Origin of the sequence: Streptomyces pseudovenezuelae (genome assembly GCF_001513955.1) — a bacterium.
GTDB lineage: Bacteria > Actinomycetota > Actinomycetes > Streptomycetales > Streptomycetaceae > Streptomyces > Streptomyces pseudovenezuelae.
Window position 1 is genome coordinate 410136 of sequence record NZ_KQ948149.1, and the last position, 14496, is coordinate 424631.

The window sequence follows — 14496 nt, forward strand, 5'->3', positions numbered from 1 at the left end:
GGTCAGAACGGGTACCAGCGCACCGTCTCGTCGCCGTCCCGCAAGGACGTCACCCTGCGCTCGAACTCGGCCAGCGCCTTGGGATCGACCGGCGCGTGCTGAGCCACCCACGCACAGCTGGCCGTCTCCCGGGCTCCCCGCAGCACCGAACACCCCTCCCACTCCCGTACGTCCCACCCGTAAGCGGCGGTGAAGGAGTCGTAGGCCGCCGCGGGCACCCCGTACCGGTCCCGGGACAGCGCCATGACCACCAGATCGTGCTCCCGCAGGTCCGAGGAGAACGTCTCCAGGTCGACGAGAACCGGCCCGTCCGGCCCGACGTGCACATTGCGGGGGAGGGCGTCCCCGTGGATCGGCCCCGGCGGCAGATGAGGCGTCACCGCGGCCGCGGCCGCCGCGAAACCGTCCCGCCGCTCACGCAGGTACGCCGCGTCAGCGGGGTCGATCGCGTCGCCCGCGAGCCGCAGCCACCGCTCGACACCGCCCAGCAGCTCCCGGGGAGGCAGCGCGAAGGGCGGCGCGGGCAGCGCGTGCACCACCCGCAGGAGTTCGGCCAAATCCCGCGGCTCGGCGGGCCGTACGGCCTCGGGAAGCCGGTGCCACACGGTCACCGGGTGCCCCTCGACCGACCGTGCCTTCGGCTCGGCCGCCCGGACGGCCGGCACCCCCGCCTCCGCCAGCCATCCCGCGATGTCCAGTTCCCGGCGCGCCCGGTCGAGGAGTTCGGCGTCGCGCCCCACCTTGACGACCAGGTCACCGGCGGCGAACACGGCGTTCTCGCCGAGGGCGAGCAACCGCGCCGTCCCCGCCGGCAGTCCCGCCGCGGCCAGTACGTCCCGCGCCCGTGCCTCGTCCATCGTCCGGCCTCCCGGTCCTGACCTGTTCCGCATGCCTGTGCAGTGCCACCGCGTACGGCGTCGAGTTCACGCCATCACCCGGCCAGTCTCGCATTCCCACAGGTGAGCCGGTGTGCCCGCGCCCTTGACGGCGCATACCCCCTTCACGACCATGACTCAGGCCCAGGCCGGGAGGGCCGGATCGTCACGAGCCGCGTGAAGGAGCCGATGACGTGACCTTGGTGACCGCGACGGAGCGGCCGGCGCGGGGCGCACCGCGCGCCGAGGGCGGCCGGCGCCCTTCCGGCCACGGAACCTGGTTCCTGGTGCTGCCCGCGCTGATCCCGATCCTGGTGCTGAGCGTGGGCCCCCTGCTGTACGGGATCTCGCTGGCCTTCACCGACGCGCAGTCGGGCCGGACCCGGGCCACCCAGTGGATCGGCGGCCTCAACTTCCGGGACCTGCTGCACGACACCCTGTTCTGGGAGTCGTTCCGGATCGGCCTGGTGTGGGCGGTCGGGGTGACCGTGCCGCAGTTCCTGCTGGCGCTCGGCCTCGCCCTGCTCCTCGACCAGGACCTCAAGCTGCGCTGGCTCGCCCGCGCCCTCGCGATCATCCCCTGGGCCATGCCCGAGGTGGTCGTCGGAGTCATGTGGCGCCTCGTCTACAACCCGGACGCCGGTGTCCTCAACGAGACCCTCCGCACCCTCGGCCTGGGAGACGGCCGGGACTGGCTCAGTGGCCTGTCCACCGCGCTGCCCGCCGTGATCGTCGTCGGCGTCTGGGCCGGGATGCCCCAGACGACGGTGACCCTGCTCGCCGGCCTCCAGAACACCCCGCGCGAGCTCCACGAGGCGGCCGCGATGGACGGGGCGGGCGCCTGGCGCAGATTCCGCACGGTCACCTGGCCCGCCCTCAGACCGGTCGCCCTCGCGATCACCGCGCTCAACTTCATCTGGAACTTCAACTCGTTCGCCCTCGTGTACGTCCTGACCAGCGGAGGACCCGGCGGCCGCACCCGTCTGCCCATGCTCTTCGCCTACGAAGAGGCCTTCCGCTACGGCCAGTTCGGCTACGCGGCCGCGATGGGCTGTGTGATGGTCGCCGTCGTCTCCCTCCTCCTCGCCCTCTTCCTCGTCGGCCGGCTCAAGGGAGGTGACGAGGCATGAGGACCAGCACCTCCGGCCGCGTCGGCCAGTACGCCGCCCTGCTCGCCTATCTCGTCTTCCTCGCCTTTCCCTTCCTCTGGCTGGTCTCCACCGCCTTCAAGTCCCCGCGGGAACTGGGCAGTCTGCACCCCACCTGGATCCCCAGGGACCCCACGCTCGACAACTTCCGGCAGGCCTTCGACGAACAGCCCCTGCTGCGCGCCGCCGGGAACTCCCTGCTCGCCGCGCTGGCCGCCGCCGTGATCGCCGTCCTGATCGCGACCCCGCTCGCCTACGTCATGGCCCGCCACCGCACCCGGCTCGCGAAGGCGGCCACCGGCTGGGTGGTGGTCAGCCAGGCGTTCCCGCTCGTGCTCGTGATCATCCCGCTGTTCCTGGTGCTGAAGAACCTGCGGCTGATCAACTCCCTGGTGGGTCTGGTCATGGTGTACGTCGTCTGGGCGCTGCCCTTCGCGCTGTGGATGCTCGTCGGATACGTCCGTGCCGTGCCGACCGAGCTGGAGGAGGCGGCGGCCGTCGACGGGGCCGGGCGCCTGCGGACCCTGGTGTCGGTGACCGCGCCGCTGCTCGCGCCGGGGATCGTGGCCACGGCCCTGTTCGCGTTCATCACCGCGTGGAACGAGTTCTTCTTCGCCCTGGTGCTGCTGAAGACCGCCGACAAACAGACCCTGCCGGTCGTCCTCACCCACTTCATCGGCGCGGAGGGGGTCGCCGACCTCGGCCCGCTGGCGGCGGCCGCCTTCCTCGCCACCCTGCCCTCGCTGGTCATCTTCGCCATCATCCAACGCCGTATCACGGGAGGCATGTTGACCGGGGCGGTGAAGAGCTGATGCGCACACGATGGTTCGTGGGAGTCCTGCTCCTGCTCCTGGCCGGGTGCACCGGCCCGAGCACGTCCGGGGACGGCCGGATCACCCTCCGCTTCCAGTCCCTCGCCTGGCAGGAGGAGTCCGTGGCGGCCAACCAGGAACTCGTGAAGGAGTGGAACGCGACCCACCCCGGCGTCAAGGTCGAGTACGTGCAGGGGAGTTGGGACAGCGTCCACGACCAGCTGCTCACCTCGTTCGAGGGCGGCGAGGCGCCCGACATCATCCACGACGCCTCCGACGATCTCGCGGACTTCGCCTACGGCGGCTATCTCGCGGACCTCCGGGACCTGCTGCCCGGGCGACTGAAGTCGGACATCCCGCAACGGAGTTGGAAGACCGCCACCTTCGGCGACGGGGTCTACGGCGTGCCCTTCCTCCAGGAGCCGCGTGTCCTCGTCGCCAACGCCGAGTGGCTGAAGAAGTCCGGCGTACGCATCCCCACCCCCGAACACCCGTGGAGCTGGGCGGAGTTCAGGAGCATCACCGGGCAGCTCAGCGGCGACGGCAAGTACGGCGTGGCCTGGCCGCTCAAGGAACCCGTCTCCGCGACCCTCAACCTGTCGTTGTCGGCAGGCGGCCGACTCTTCCACCGGGGCGCCGACGGAAAGGTCACCGTCCGCTTCGAGAAGGCCGACGAGACCGTGCCCCGCACCATCCACGACCAGGCGAACACCGACCGCAGCGCCTCGCCGACCACGCTCGGCAGCGGCGGCTCCGACACCCTGTCCGGCTTCTTCGGCGGCAAGTACGCGATGGTCCCGCTCGGGTTCTCCTACCGTCAGCAGATCGCGCAGCAGGCGCCCAAGGGTTTCGCATGGCAGGTGCTGCCCGCCCCGGCCGGCGCCGACGGGCTGACCCAGGGCGTCAGCCCGCAGACCCTGTCCGTCGCCGAGGACTGCCCGCACAAGAAGCAGGCCGCCGAGTTCATCGACTTCCTGCTCCGGCCGAAGAACATGGTCCGGCTGGCGCTGGGGGACTGGATGCTGCCCACGGGGACGCGGGCGCTCGCCGATCCGGCCCTGCACGTCACGAAGGACGGCTGGGCCACCGGAACCGCCCTGGCCTCCCGCCTCACCACGGCCCCCGCGCAGTCCGTCCGCGGCTACCCGGAGTGGAAGGACAAGGTCGCCACGCCCGCCTTCCAGGAGTACTACAGCGGTGCGATCGGCCTCGGTGAGCTGCGTGAACGGCTGGAGCAGGACGGGAACCTGGTGCTGGCCCGCTACCAGCGGTGAAAAACCGGTTGTCGCCGCCCGCACGGCACCCTAGCGTTCCGGCCGTGGCAGCGAACAACGCGATTCCCTTCACCGGTCTCGGCCGGGGCTTCACGCACTCCGTACGGATGCGTCGCGGCCCCGGAGCCCTGACCGGTCCGGGGAGCCCCGTCCGCCGCTGATCACCCGCGGCCAGGTTCGTCCCGTACGCCTTTCTCCTGTCTTCCGGTCAGGGCCCTCGTCTGCCCTTTTCCCACTTCCGGAAGACAAGGACCGCAGGCCATGGCCCGCCCCTCGCGCGTCTCCCGCGCACTCTCGCAGAACTTCCTCGCCGACCGAGCGGCCGCAGCGCGCTTCGCGGCAGTCGCCGTACCGCACCCGCAAGCCCCGCTCCTTCTCGAAGTCGGCGCGGGAAAAGGCGCGTTGACGGAACTCCTCGCCCCGCGCTGCCGCCGGCTGCTCGCGTACGAGATCGATGAACGGCTCCTCCCGGAGCTCGACGCCCGTTTCTCGCGCACCCCGCACGTCCGGGTGATCGGCGGGAACTTCCTCGCGGCGCGCCCGCCCGGTACGGCCTTCTCGGTCGCCGGGAACGTGCCCTTCTCCCGGACGGCCGCGATCGTCGACTGGTGTCTGCGCGCCCCCGCCCTCACCGAGGCGACGCTGCTCACCCAGCTGGAGTACGCCCGCAAACGCACCGGGGACTACGGGAGGTGGACTCTGCTGACGGTGCTGAGCTGGCCCCGGTACGAGTGGCGGCTGGCGGGGCGGGTCGGGCGGCGCGGTTTCCGGCCCGTTCCGCGTGTGGACGCGGGGATCCTCCGGATCGAGCGGCGTCGTGCGCCCCTGCTCGCTCCCGAGGCCCTGTCCGGCTGGCGGCCCCTGGTGGAGCTGGGCTTCTCGGGGGTGGGGGGCTCGCTGCACGCGTCCCTGTGCCGGGCGCATCCCAGGCGCCGGGTGGACGCGGGGTTTCGTGCCGCCGGACTCGACCGCGGCGTACTCGTGGGTGAGGTGGCGCCGGAACGGTGGCTGCGGCTTCATGAGGTGCTGGTGGCGTGAGCGTCGCACCGGGCACCGGCAAAACAACTTGCACGAGACGTCTCGTCTCGTGCAGCCTGAGGTTCATGACCTTACACATCGCCATGTTCTCCATCGCCGCCCACGGCCACGTGAACCCCAGCCTTGAGGTGATCCGCGAGCTCGTGGCGCGCGGGCACCGGGTCACGTACGCCGTCCCGCCCCTGTTCGCCGAGAAGGTCGCCGAGACCGGGGCCGAGGTGAAGCCCTGGCACTCGACCCTGCCCGGCCCCGACGACGACCCGGCCGCCTGGGGCAGCGAACTCCTCGACCACGTGGAGCTCTTCCTCGGCGACGCGATCCAGGCCCTGCCGCAGCTCGCCGAGGCCTACGAGGGCGACGAACCGGATCTCGTCCTGCACGACATCACCGCCTACCCGGCCCGCGTCCTCGCCCACCGCTGGGGGGTGCCCGCGATCTCGCTCTCGCCGAACCTCGTCGCCTGGCAGGGCTACGAGGAGGAGGTCGCCGAGCCGATGTGGGCCGAGCCGAGGAGCACCGCACGGGGGCAGGCCTACTACGCCCGCTTCCAGAACTGGCTGCGGGAGAACGGGATCGACCTGCACCCCGACTCCTTCGTCGGCCGCCCCGACCGCTCCCTCGTCCTGATCCCCAGGGCGCTGCAGCCGAACGCCGACCGGGTCGACGAGAGCGTGTACACCTTCGTCGGCGCCTGCCAGGGGGACCGCGGCGGGCAAGGGGAGTGGCGGCGTCCGGCCGGGGCCGAGAAGGTGGCTCTCGTCTCCCTGGGCTCCTCCTTCACCAAGCGGCCCGGCTTCTACCGGGAGTGCCTCAGGGCCTTCGGAGACCTCCCGGGCTGGCACCTCGTGCTCCAGATCGGCAGGCACGTGGACCCGGCCGAGCTGGGTCCCGTACCGGAGAACGTGGAAGTGCGCTCCTGGGTACCGCAGTTGGCGATCCTGAGGCAGGCCGACCTGTTCGTCACGCACGCCGGCGCGGGCGGCAGCCAGGAGGGACTGGCGACCGCCACCCCGATGATCGCCGTACCGCAGGCCGTGGACCAGTTCGGCAACGCGGACATGCTCCAGGGCCTCGGGGTCGCCCGCCGGATCGACACGGAGGAGGCGACCGCAGGGGCGCTGCGCGAGGCCGCCCTCGCGCTCGTCGACGACCCCGAGGCCGCCCGCCGGCTCAAGACGGTCCAGACGGAGATGGCTCAGGAGGGCGGCACGCGCAGGGCCGCCGACCTCATCGAGGCGCACCTGCGCGCATGAGAGAGGGCCCGCTGGCTCCCCGGTTGCCAACGGGCCCTCAGTACAAGGGGGGTTCGGACTCGCCGCGGAGGGCTCAGACCCTCAGCGGCTCACCCTCGTCGTCCCGTGCCGCGGGCGCGGCCACCGCGTCCGCGGCCTCGTCGTGCGTCAGGTCCGGCAGCCGGTGCAGCCACTTCGGCAGGTACCAGTTGCGCTCGCCGAGCAGCGCCATGACCGCCGGGAGCAGCACGCCCCGGATGATCGTCGCGTCGATGAGCACGGCGGCCGCGAGGCCCACGCCCATCTGCTTCATGGACTGCATGGACAGCGTCCCGAAGATCGCGAACACCGCGACCATGATGACGGCGGCGCTGGTGACGACACCGGCCGTGGTGACCACGCCGTGCTGGATCGCGTCCTTGGTGCTGCGGCCCCGCAGGTGTGCCTCGCGGATCCTGGAGACCACGAACACGTGGTAGTCCATCGACAGGCCGAACAGGATCACGAAGAGGAACAGCGGCAGCCAGGTGATGATGGCGCCGACGCCCTCCGCGCCCACCAGGGACGCGCCCCAGCCGTGCTGGAAGACCGCGACGAGGATGCCGTAGGCGGCGCCCACCGACAGCAGGTTGAGCACGATCGAGGTGATCGCGACCGTCAGCGAGCGGAACGACAGGAGCATCAGCACGAAGGCGAAGACCACGACGAACGCGAAGACCGGGACGACCGCTCCGGCCAGCTGGTCGTTGAAGTCCTTGGAGCCGGCGACCTGCCCGGTGATCGGCGCCTCGATGCCGTCGACCTTGCCGAGGGTGGCCGGACGCACCTCGTCACGCAGCTTGTCCAGGCTCTGTCCGGCCTTGTCGAGGTCGGAGCCGCCCACCAGCGGGACGTACACGAAGGCGAGGTTCTGCGCGTCGTGCAGCTTGATCTCGACCGGCCCGCGCGAGGCGCCCGAGGAGATCGCCTTCGCCTTGAAGTCGGCCAGCGCGCCGGTGACTTCGGGGGAGTTGATGTCGGCCGCCTTGACGACCACCTCGGCCGGCTCGGAGCCGCCGGGGAAGGCGTCGTTGACCCGGTTGTACGTCTGCACGATCGGCAGTGAGTCGCCGAACTCCTGGTCCAGGGTGAGGTTCTGGGTCTTCATGCCGAGCGCGGGTGCCGCGATGGCGAGCAGCGCGCCGGCCGCGACCACGACCGAGACGACCGGCTTCGCGAGCACGCCCTTCAGCACGGCGGTCCAGAAGCGGCTCTCCCGGTTGCCGCCCCGCTTGCGGCGCAGCCGGCTCTCCGGGTGCAGGAAGGGGATCTTGCCCTTCTCGACCCGCCCGCCCAGCAGGGAGAGCAGCGCGGGCAGCACGGTCACGGAACCGACCATGGCGACCGCCACGACCATCAGCGAGGCCAGGCCCATCGCCTCGAACTCGGCGAGCCCGGTGAACAGCATGCCCGCCATCGCCACGCACACCGTGACACCCGAGACGATGATCGCGCGGCCACTGGTGGCGGCGGCGATCCGCAGGGCGGTCTGCGCGTCCCGCCCGGCCTGCCGCTCCTCGCGCTCACGGCGCAGATAGAACAGGCAGTAGTCGACGCCCACGGCCAGACCGACCAGCAGCATCACCGAGTTGGCGGTGTCGCTCATCGGCATCACATGGCTGACGACGCCCATCAGGCCCATCGTCGCCATGATCGCGGTGACCGCCAGGGCCACCGGCAGCAGCGCCGCCACCAGCGCGCCGAACGCGATGAGCAGGATGCCGAGGGCCACCGGCACCGCGGAGAGCTCGGCCTTCTCGAAGTCGTCGCCGAACGCGTCGTCGAACGTCTTCATCATGCTGGCGCCGCCGATCTCCTCGATCCGCAGCGACCCGTGCTCCTTCTGCACCCCCTCGACGGCCTTCAGCACCGGCTCGACCCGCTCCCCGGCGGTGTCCGCCTCGCCGCGCATGTCGAACTGCACGAGCGCGCTGCGGCCGTCCTTCGAGATCGTCCTCGTGTCGTACGGCGAGGTCACGTCGGTGGCCTTGCCGGTGCCCTCGACCGCCTTGACGACCGCGGAGACGGCCGCCCTGAAGTCGGCGTCGGTCGCCTTGCCACCGGCGTCCCTGGCCTGGATCAGCACCGACTCACTGGCCGGCTCGTCGATCCCGGCATCCTCGATGATCTTCGCGGCGGTGTGGGTCTCCCCCTTGAGCTGGTCGCTGTCCTTGACGTCGACCCGGCCCGCTGCCGAGCCGAGTCCCATCGCCAGGACGACGAACAGCACCCAGATACCGACGGCAGCCCATCGGTGCCGTGCGCTCCAGCCGCCGGCCCGGGCGGCCAGGCCACGCACCCTTGTGTCTCCGTTCCGCATGACGGGCTTGCCCCCTCGTGAGCGGTGACAGCCCCCTGCCGTCACCTTTCGCTTCGAAGGTATGAGCTGGATAAACGCGTCTCGTCCTGCTGTCCGGTGAAGTGCGGGCACCACCGGCTCCTCCCAAGGGACCGCGCGCCCTCCGCACTGGGGAGGATCGTGACCCTTACATCTAACGACCCTTGTGCGGGGCGGTGATCGGGGTCCGGGCGAACGCCGTCCTAGGGTGTGCGCATGACCACGACATACGCGGCGCTGCTGCGGGGGATCAACGTCGGCGGCAGCAGGAAGGTCCCCATGGCCGACCTGCGCACGCTGATGGAAGGCCTCGGCCACGACGGTGTACGCAGCTACCTCCAGAGCGGCCAGGCCGTGTTCACCGCCGACCACGGCGACGAGGAGTCCTTGGCCGCCGAGCTCGCGGCGGCGATCGAGAAGCGGTTCGGCTTCCCGGTCGACGTGATCGTCCGCGACCACGCCTATCTGAAGGCGATCGTCGACGACTGCCCCTTCCCGGCCGCCGAACTGGAGGGCAGGCAGCTCCACGTCACCTACTTCTCCGCCCCCGTGGACGCGGCCCGCTTCGCGGAGATCGACCGGGCCGCCCACCTCCCCGAGGAGTTCCGCCTCGGCGACCGCGCCCTGTACCTGTACGTCCCGGACGGCCTCGGGCGCTCCAAGCTCGCGGAGTACCTGTCCAGGCCACGGCTGAACAAGGGCGTGATCGCCACCAGCCGCAACTGGAACACGGTCGTCAAGCTGGTGGAGATGACCGGTGAGTGACCGCGACCCCGACGTGGAGGCCGCCGTCCGGGGCGAGCTGCGGCTCCTCGACCCCGAGGTCCGGGCCTCGCCCGAGCAGGTGGGCGCGCTGCTGCACCCCGGGTTCCACGAGTTCGGCGCGTCCGGGCGGCGGTGGGACCGCACGTCGATCATCGCCGCCCTCGCCGGGACCACGGACCAGGACGCCGGACCGGTCACGGTGACCGGGATGAAGGGGGTCAGGCTCGCGCCGGACCTCGTTCACCTCACCTTCGACACCGAGCGCAACGGCAGCCGCGCGCACCGCAGTTCGCTGTGGCGGCGCACCCCGGGCGGGTGGCTGCTGTACTTCCACCAGGCGACGCCGTTCGCGCGGTGACGCTGTGCGAGGCTCCTTGCATGCGCTACATCATCATCGGGGCAGGGGCGGTCGGCGGGGCCGTCGGCGGGCGGCTCGCGGGAGCCGGGCACGAGGTCGTCCTGGTCGCGCGGGGCGCGCACCACGCGGCGCTCAGGGACGGCGGACTGCGGCTGAGAGTGCCGGACGGCGAGTTCACGTACCGGCTCCCGGTGGTGGACGGGCCGGCCGGACTCGGTGCCCTGCGCGCCGACGACGTGCTCGTCCTCGCCGTGAAGACCCAGGACACCGAACGCGCCCTGGACGCCTGGGGCCCGGCCCCGGTCGAGGGCGGCGGCACGGCGGCCGAGCGGCTGCCGCTGCTGTGCGCGCAGAACGGCGTGGAGGGGCAGCGCATGGCCCTGCGCCGCTTCCGGCACGTGTACGGAGTCTGCGTCTGGCTGCCGGCGACCTTCGTCGAACCCGGGGCCGTCTCCGCCGCGGGCAGTCCGCTCACCGGCATCCTGCACCTGGGCCGGTATCCGCACGGCACGGACGGGACGGCCCGCCGGATCGCCGCCGACCTGGAGAAGGCGCGGTTCGAGGCACCGGTGGTGCCGGACCTCGCCCGCTGGCAGTACGCCAAACTGCTGTCCAACCTCGCCAACGCGGTCGAGGCGGTCACCGGGCCCGTCGAGAGCGAGGCGGCCCTGGCGCTCGTCGACCGGGTACGGGCCGAGGGCGTGGCCGTCCTCGACGCGGCCGGGATCGGGTACGCGAGCGTGGCGGAACAGCGCGCGCTGCGCGGCGACAAGGTCACTCTGCTGCCCCTCCAGGACGCCCCGCGCGGCGGCGGTTCCTCCTGGCAGTCCCTCACCCGCGGCACCGGCAGCATCGAGGCCGACTACCTCAACGGCGAGATCGCCCTCCTGGGCCGCCTGCACGGCGTACCGACCCCGCTGAACGACCTCCTCCAGCGGCTCGCCAACACCTACGCCCGCGAACGCCGGGAGGCCGGCTCGATGCCGCCGGAGGAGCTGGTCCGGCTGGCCGACGAGTCCGAGGCCGCCGCAGGGAAGCCGGCACAGCCGTAGCGGAGCAGGGTCGCCCTACCGGCGGGGGCTCACGCGCTCACCCGCAGCAGCGATCGCGCCGACGCGCTCTCGTACCGCCGCAGCAGCACCCGCGCCACCTCCGGCGCGGGCCCCAGCACCTCGGCCAGCACGTCCGCCTCGGCCGCGCCCCGCGCGATGCGGTCGGGCAGGAAGCCGGGGGCGAGGACGTACGGCGCCACGGCCACCTTCGCGCAGCCCAGCGCCCGCAGTTCGCGTACCGCGTCCTCGGTGCGGGGGAGGGCCGCGGAGGCGAACGCAGGCCGCACGGCGCACCAACCGGTGTGCCGCCACTCCCGCGCGATATCAGCGATCACTGCGATCGCCTCCGGGTCGGTGGACCCCGCCGAGGCCAGCACGACCCCGGTCGAGGACTTGTCGGCGGGCGTCAACCCCGCCTCGTACAGCCGCCGTTCGAGCGCCGACAGCAACAGCGGGGACGGGCCCAGCACCTCCGCCTGCCGGATGCGCAGCTGCGGCGGCGCGTCCCTGAGGACCGCGGGGATGTCCGCCTTCGCGTGGAACGCTCGCGTCAACAGCAGCGGCAGCGCTACGACGTCACGGACGCCCTCCGCCGCCAGGGACTCCAACACCCCGGGCACGGAAGGGATGTTGAAGTCCAGGAAGCCCGTCTCCACCCGTACGTCGGGGCGCAGCGAGCGCACCCGGCGGACAAGGGCGTGCACCGTCGCGGCGTGCCGCGGGTCGCGGCTGCCGTGGGCGATGACCAGGAGGACAGGCTTCATGGGACTCAGCCCTTCACCAGCAGACCGCGGCTGCGCAGCACCCACCGCTCCAGCGGGCTGAAGATCAGCAGGTCGATCGCGATGCCGACGAACAGGATGAGCAGGATCGCCTCGAACACCATGGCCATGTCGCTGTTGGTGCGGCCGTTCTCCAGCAACTGGCCCAGGCCCACGCCCAGGTCGGGGAACTGGGCGATGATCTCCGCGGCCATCAGCGAACGCCACGAGAACGCCCAGCCCTGCTTGAGACCCGCCACATAGCCGGGCAGCGCGGCCGGCAGCGTGACGTGCCAGATCCCCTTGACGCCCGTCGCCCCCATCGTGCGGCCGGCCCGCAGGAACAGCGGCGGCACCTGGTCCACGCCGGACACCAGGCCGTTGGCGATGGAGGGGACCGCGCCGAGCAGGATCACCGCGTACATCATGGAGTTGTTCAGGCCCAGCCAGATCACGGCCGGCGGCACCCACGCCACCGAGGGCAGCGACTGCAGGCCGGACAGGATCGGGCCGATGGCCGCGCGGATGAACTTCACCCGGGCCACGATCAGACCCAGCGGGGTGCCGATGAGCAGGGCGAAGAAGAAGCCCAGCAGACCGCGCGAGACGCTGGTCCAGATGTAGCCGAGCAGATCGCCCTGGAGCCAGGCCTCCTTGAACGTGGAGCCCACGGCCGCCGGGGAGGGCAGCTTGGACGGGTCGTCGACGACCGGGTAGAGCAGCGCCCAGACCGCGAGGACCACCGCGAGCGCGATGACCGGCGGCAGGATCTTGTTGACGAACGTCTGGCGGAAGGTCGGACGGCCGGTGGTCCGGGTCTCCAGCGCGTCGAGGCCCGCCTCTACGCTCCCGGCGTCCTGGGCCGGTGTCGTGTCAGTGCTGGCCATGACGGCGGATCTCCCCACGCAGTTCTTCGGTGATCTCACGGGCCAGTTCGGCCACGGGCGCGTCCTCGATGCGGCGCGGCTGCGGAATGCCGACCGTCCACTCGCGCGCGATCCGGCCGGGGCGCGAGGACAGCAGGATCACGCGCTGCGCGAGCCGGACCGCCTCCCGCACGTTGTGCGTGACGAACAGGACGGACACGCCGGTCTCCGCCCAGATCCGGGTGATCTCGTCGTGCAGCACGTCCCGGGTGATGGCGTCGAGGGCCGCGAACGGCTCGTCCATCAGCAGCAGGTTGCTCTCCTGGGCGAGCGCGCGGGCCAGTGCCACCCGCTGGCGCATACCGCCCGACAGCTCGTGCACGCGCTTGCCGTACGCGCCCTTCAGACGGACCAGTTCGAGCAGTTCCTCGGCCTTGGCGCGCCGGTCGGGCTTGGGAACGCCCCTGAGCTTCAGGGCGAGTTCGATGTTCTTGCCCGCCGTCAGCCACGGGAAGAGGGCGTGCTCCTGGAACATCAGGGCGGGGCGGCCGTCCGTGATGATGTCACCGGTGCTGGGCCGGTCCAGGCCCGCCACCAGGTTGAGCAGCGTGGACTTGCCGCAGCCCGAGGCCCCCAGGAGGGTGACGAACTCGCCGGGCGCGACATCGATGCTGACGTCGTCCAGGACGAGCTGCTGTCCGCCCGGTCCCGCGAACGACTTCGAGACGTGCTCAAGGCGTGCGGCGTACTCGACGGACTCGTCGGCCTTGGCGAGCGTCGTGGTCGTGGCCATGGTCGTCACCTCCTGGGAACTCTTCGGGGACCGGGGTCAGCTGGTGCCGAGACCGGCGGCGTCGACCGTGGACTCGCCGTCGGCCTTGAGGACCTTGTTGAGGATCGTGAGGTCGTAGATCCCGTTCAGGTCGGGCTTCTTCAGCAGACCGGCCTTGACCGCGTGCTCCGCCTCGGTGTTGAGGGTGGCGGCCAGCGGGTCGTTGGTGAACTGGATCGACGTCCAGGCCGGGTCCAGGACCTCGGGCTTGAGCGCCTTGCCGGAGTCCGCCTCCAACTGCTTGTTCGCCGCCGCCTTCGCCGCGTCCGGATTGGCGTTGATCCACTTGTTGGCTTCCACCGACGCCTTCAGGACGGCCTCGACCGCCTTCGGGTGCTCCTTGAGGAAGTCCTGCCGCACGATGATGTTCGTGATCACGAACTTCTTGTCCGGCCACAGCGACGCCTCGTCGAGCAGCACCTTGCCGCCCTCGGCGACCAGCTTCGACGCGGTCGGCTCCGGCACCCAGGCGCCGTCGATGGAACCGGACTTGTAGGCGTCCGGCGTGATCTTGTTGTCGGTGCGGACGACGGTGACGTCACCCTTGCCGCTCTGCGCGTCGACCTTCCAGCCCTGGTCCGCGATCCAGTTGAGGAACGCCACGTCCTGCGTGTTGCCGAGCTGCGGCGTCGCGATCTTCTTGCCCTCGACGTCCTTCAGCGACTTGATCTTGTCGGGGTTGACGACCAGCTTCACCCCGCCGGAGGCCGAACCGCCGATGATCTTCAGGCTCTTGCCGCCCGACTTGACGTAGCCGTTGATCGCGGGAGAGGGGCCGATCCAGCCGATGTCGATCGACTTGGAGTTGAGGGCCTCGATCTCGGACGGGCCGGCGTTGAAGGTGGCGTACGAGGCCTTGGTGGCCCCGAGCTCCTTCTGGAAGAAGCCCTTGTTCACCCCGACGAGCGCGGTGCCGTGGGTCAGGTTGCCGAAGTAGCCGATCTTGACGGAGTCGAGCCCGTCGATCTTCTTCGCCCCGGCGGCGACCTTGGCGGTGTCGTTGTCCTTCGCCTCGGAGCCGTAACCGCAGGCGGCGAGGGTGAGAAGCGGGAGCGCGGCGATGACCGCGAAAGAGCGGCGAAGAACTGATGTAGCAGGCACGGGAG

General features: G+C 71.2%; 13 protein-coding genes and 1 pseudogene. 8 read left to right on the forward strand and 6 right to left on the reverse strand.

Annotated elements, in window-relative coordinates; genetic code table 11:
- Positions 1-2: 2 nt before the first annotated feature.
- Positions 3-857 (reverse strand): phosphotransferase enzyme family protein, encoded by an 855-nt coding sequence (locus AQI94_RS26085; protein WP_031046417.1) that lies wholly within the window; start codon positions 855-857, stop codon positions 3-5.
- Positions 858-1069: 212 nt separating this feature from the next.
- Here AQI94_RS26085 and AQI94_RS26090 point away from each other — a divergent pair, with 212 nt between their 5' ends.
- The 5 genes and pseudogenes from AQI94_RS26090 to mgt all read left to right on the forward strand — a co-directional run bounded on the left by AQI94_RS26090 (position 1070) and on the right by mgt (position 6400).
- Entirely contained in the window at positions 1070-2005 is a 936-nt protein-coding gene (locus tag AQI94_RS26090; RefSeq protein ID WP_031046415.1) for a carbohydrate ABC transporter permease, read from the forward strand.
- Positions 2002-2835, forward strand: coding sequence for a carbohydrate ABC transporter permease (locus tag AQI94_RS26095; RefSeq protein ID WP_031046414.1), 834 nt, complete (start codon positions 2002-2004; stop codon positions 2833-2835). The genes AQI94_RS26090 and AQI94_RS26095 overlap by 4 nt, the downstream gene beginning before the upstream one ends.
- Positions 2835-4109: an ABC transporter substrate-binding protein gene (locus AQI94_RS26100; protein ID WP_031046413.1), complete on the forward strand. Its 1275-nt coding sequence runs from the start codon at positions 2835-2837 to the stop codon at positions 4107-4109. Before AQI94_RS26095 ends, AQI94_RS26100 begins: the two co-directional genes overlap by 1 nt.
- A 261-nt stretch (positions 4110-4370) precedes the next feature.
- Positions 4371-5147 (forward strand): ErmE/ErmH/ErmO/ErmR family 23S rRNA (adenine(2058)-N(6))-methyltransferase, encoded by a 777-nt coding sequence (erm, locus tag AQI94_RS26105; protein ID WP_031046412.1) that lies wholly within the window; start codon positions 4371-4373, stop codon positions 5145-5147.
- Positions 5128-6400, forward strand: a pseudogene (mgt, locus tag AQI94_RS26110) (macrolide-inactivating glycosyltransferase). The gene erm and the pseudogene mgt overlap by 20 nt, the downstream one beginning before the upstream one ends.
- Positions 6401-6473: 73 nt before the next feature.
- Here the strand turns inward: mgt and AQI94_RS26115 are convergent.
- Positions 6474-8738 carry an MMPL family transporter gene (locus AQI94_RS26115; protein WP_031046410.1) on the reverse strand — a complete coding sequence of 755 codons (2265 nt, stop codon included), beginning with the start codon at positions 8736-8738 and terminating at the stop codon, positions 6474-6476.
- A 234-nt stretch (positions 8739-8972) separates the two neighbouring features.
- Between AQI94_RS26115 and AQI94_RS26120 the strand changes: the two genes are divergently transcribed.
- Genes AQI94_RS26120 through AQI94_RS26130 form a run of 3 tightly spaced genes read left to right on the forward strand, consistent with a single transcriptional unit; the run spans position 8973 to position 10931 of the window.
- Positions 8973-9521, forward strand: a complete 549-nt coding sequence (locus AQI94_RS26120; protein ID WP_031046409.1) for a DUF1697 domain-containing protein — start codon at positions 8973-8975, stop codon at positions 9519-9521.
- Positions 9514-9879 carry a nuclear transport factor 2 family protein gene (locus AQI94_RS26125; protein ID WP_031046408.1) on the forward strand — a complete coding sequence of 122 codons (366 nt, stop codon included), beginning with the start codon at positions 9514-9516 and terminating at the stop codon, positions 9877-9879. The genes AQI94_RS26120 and AQI94_RS26125 overlap by 8 nt, the downstream gene beginning before the upstream one ends.
- Positions 9880-9899: 20 nt before the next feature.
- Positions 9900-10931 carry a ketopantoate reductase family protein gene (locus AQI94_RS26130; protein ID WP_031046406.1) on the forward strand — a complete coding sequence of 344 codons (1032 nt, stop codon included), beginning with the start codon at positions 9900-9902 and terminating at the stop codon, positions 10929-10931.
- A gap of 29 nt (positions 10932-10960) precedes the next feature.
- Here the strand turns inward: AQI94_RS26130 and AQI94_RS26135 are convergent, their stop codons facing one another.
- The 4 genes from AQI94_RS26135 to AQI94_RS26150 are packed head-to-tail and all read right to left on the reverse strand — an operon-like array spanning position 10961 to position 14491.
- Positions 10961-11695 carry a sirohydrochlorin chelatase gene (locus tag AQI94_RS26135; RefSeq protein ID WP_062229959.1) on the reverse strand — a complete coding sequence of 245 codons (735 nt, stop codon included), beginning with the start codon at positions 11693-11695 and terminating at the stop codon, positions 10961-10963.
- A 5-nt stretch (positions 11696-11700) separates the two neighbouring features.
- Positions 11701-12579, reverse strand: coding sequence for an ABC transporter permease (locus tag AQI94_RS26140; RefSeq protein ID WP_031045435.1), 879 nt, complete (start codon positions 12577-12579; stop codon positions 11701-11703).
- A complete protein-coding gene (locus tag AQI94_RS26145) occupies positions 12566-13351 on the reverse strand; it encodes an ABC transporter ATP-binding protein (protein WP_031045433.1) in 786 nt (261 codons plus the stop codon). Before AQI94_RS26145 ends, AQI94_RS26140 begins: the two co-directional genes overlap by 14 nt.
- Positions 13352-13387: 36 nt before the next feature.
- On the reverse strand, positions 13388-14491 hold the full coding sequence (locus tag AQI94_RS26150; protein ID WP_031045430.1) for an ABC transporter substrate-binding protein: 1104 nt from the start codon (positions 14489-14491) through the stop codon (positions 13388-13390).
- Between the last annotated feature and the right edge of the window lie 5 nt (positions 14492-14496).

What these genes read in the sequence shown, in the direction of transcription:
- AQI94_RS26145 (WP_031045433.1), bottom strand. Translation starts at nt 13,351, where the DNA reads ATGGCCACGACCACGACGCTCGCCAAGGCCGACGAGTCCGTCGAGTAC.
- AQI94_RS26095 (WP_031046414.1), top strand. Translation starts at nt 2,002, where the DNA reads ATGAGGACCAGCACCTCCGGCCGCGTCGGCCAGTACGCCGCCCTGCTC.
- AQI94_RS26120 (WP_031046409.1), top strand. Translation starts at nt 8,973, where the DNA reads ATGACCACGACATACGCGGCGCTGCTGCGGGGGATCAACGTCGGCGGC.
- AQI94_RS26140 (WP_031045435.1), bottom strand. Translation starts at nt 12,579, where the DNA reads ATGGCCAGCACTGACACGACACCGGCCCAGGACGCCGGGAGCGTAGAG.
- erm (WP_031046412.1), top strand. Translation starts at nt 4,371, where the DNA reads ATGGCCCGCCCCTCGCGCGTCTCCCGCGCACTCTCGCAGAACTTCCTC.
- AQI94_RS26130 (WP_031046406.1), top strand. Translation starts at nt 9,900, where the DNA reads ATGCGCTACATCATCATCGGGGCAGGGGCGGTCGGCGGGGCCGTCGGC.
- AQI94_RS26135 (WP_062229959.1), bottom strand. Translation starts at nt 11,695, where the DNA reads ATGAAGCCTGTCCTCCTGGTCATCGCCCACGGCAGCCGCGACCCGCGG.
- AQI94_RS26115 (WP_031046410.1), bottom strand. Translation starts at nt 8,738, where the DNA reads ATGCGGAACGGAGACACAAGGGTGCGTGGCCTGGCCGCCCGGGCCGGC.
- AQI94_RS26085 (WP_031046417.1), bottom strand. Translation starts at nt 857, where the DNA reads ATGGACGAGGCACGGGCGCGGGACGTACTGGCCGCGGCGGGACTGCCG.
- AQI94_RS26100 (WP_031046413.1), top strand. Translation starts at nt 2,835, where the DNA reads ATGCGCACACGATGGTTCGTGGGAGTCCTGCTCCTGCTCCTGGCCGGG.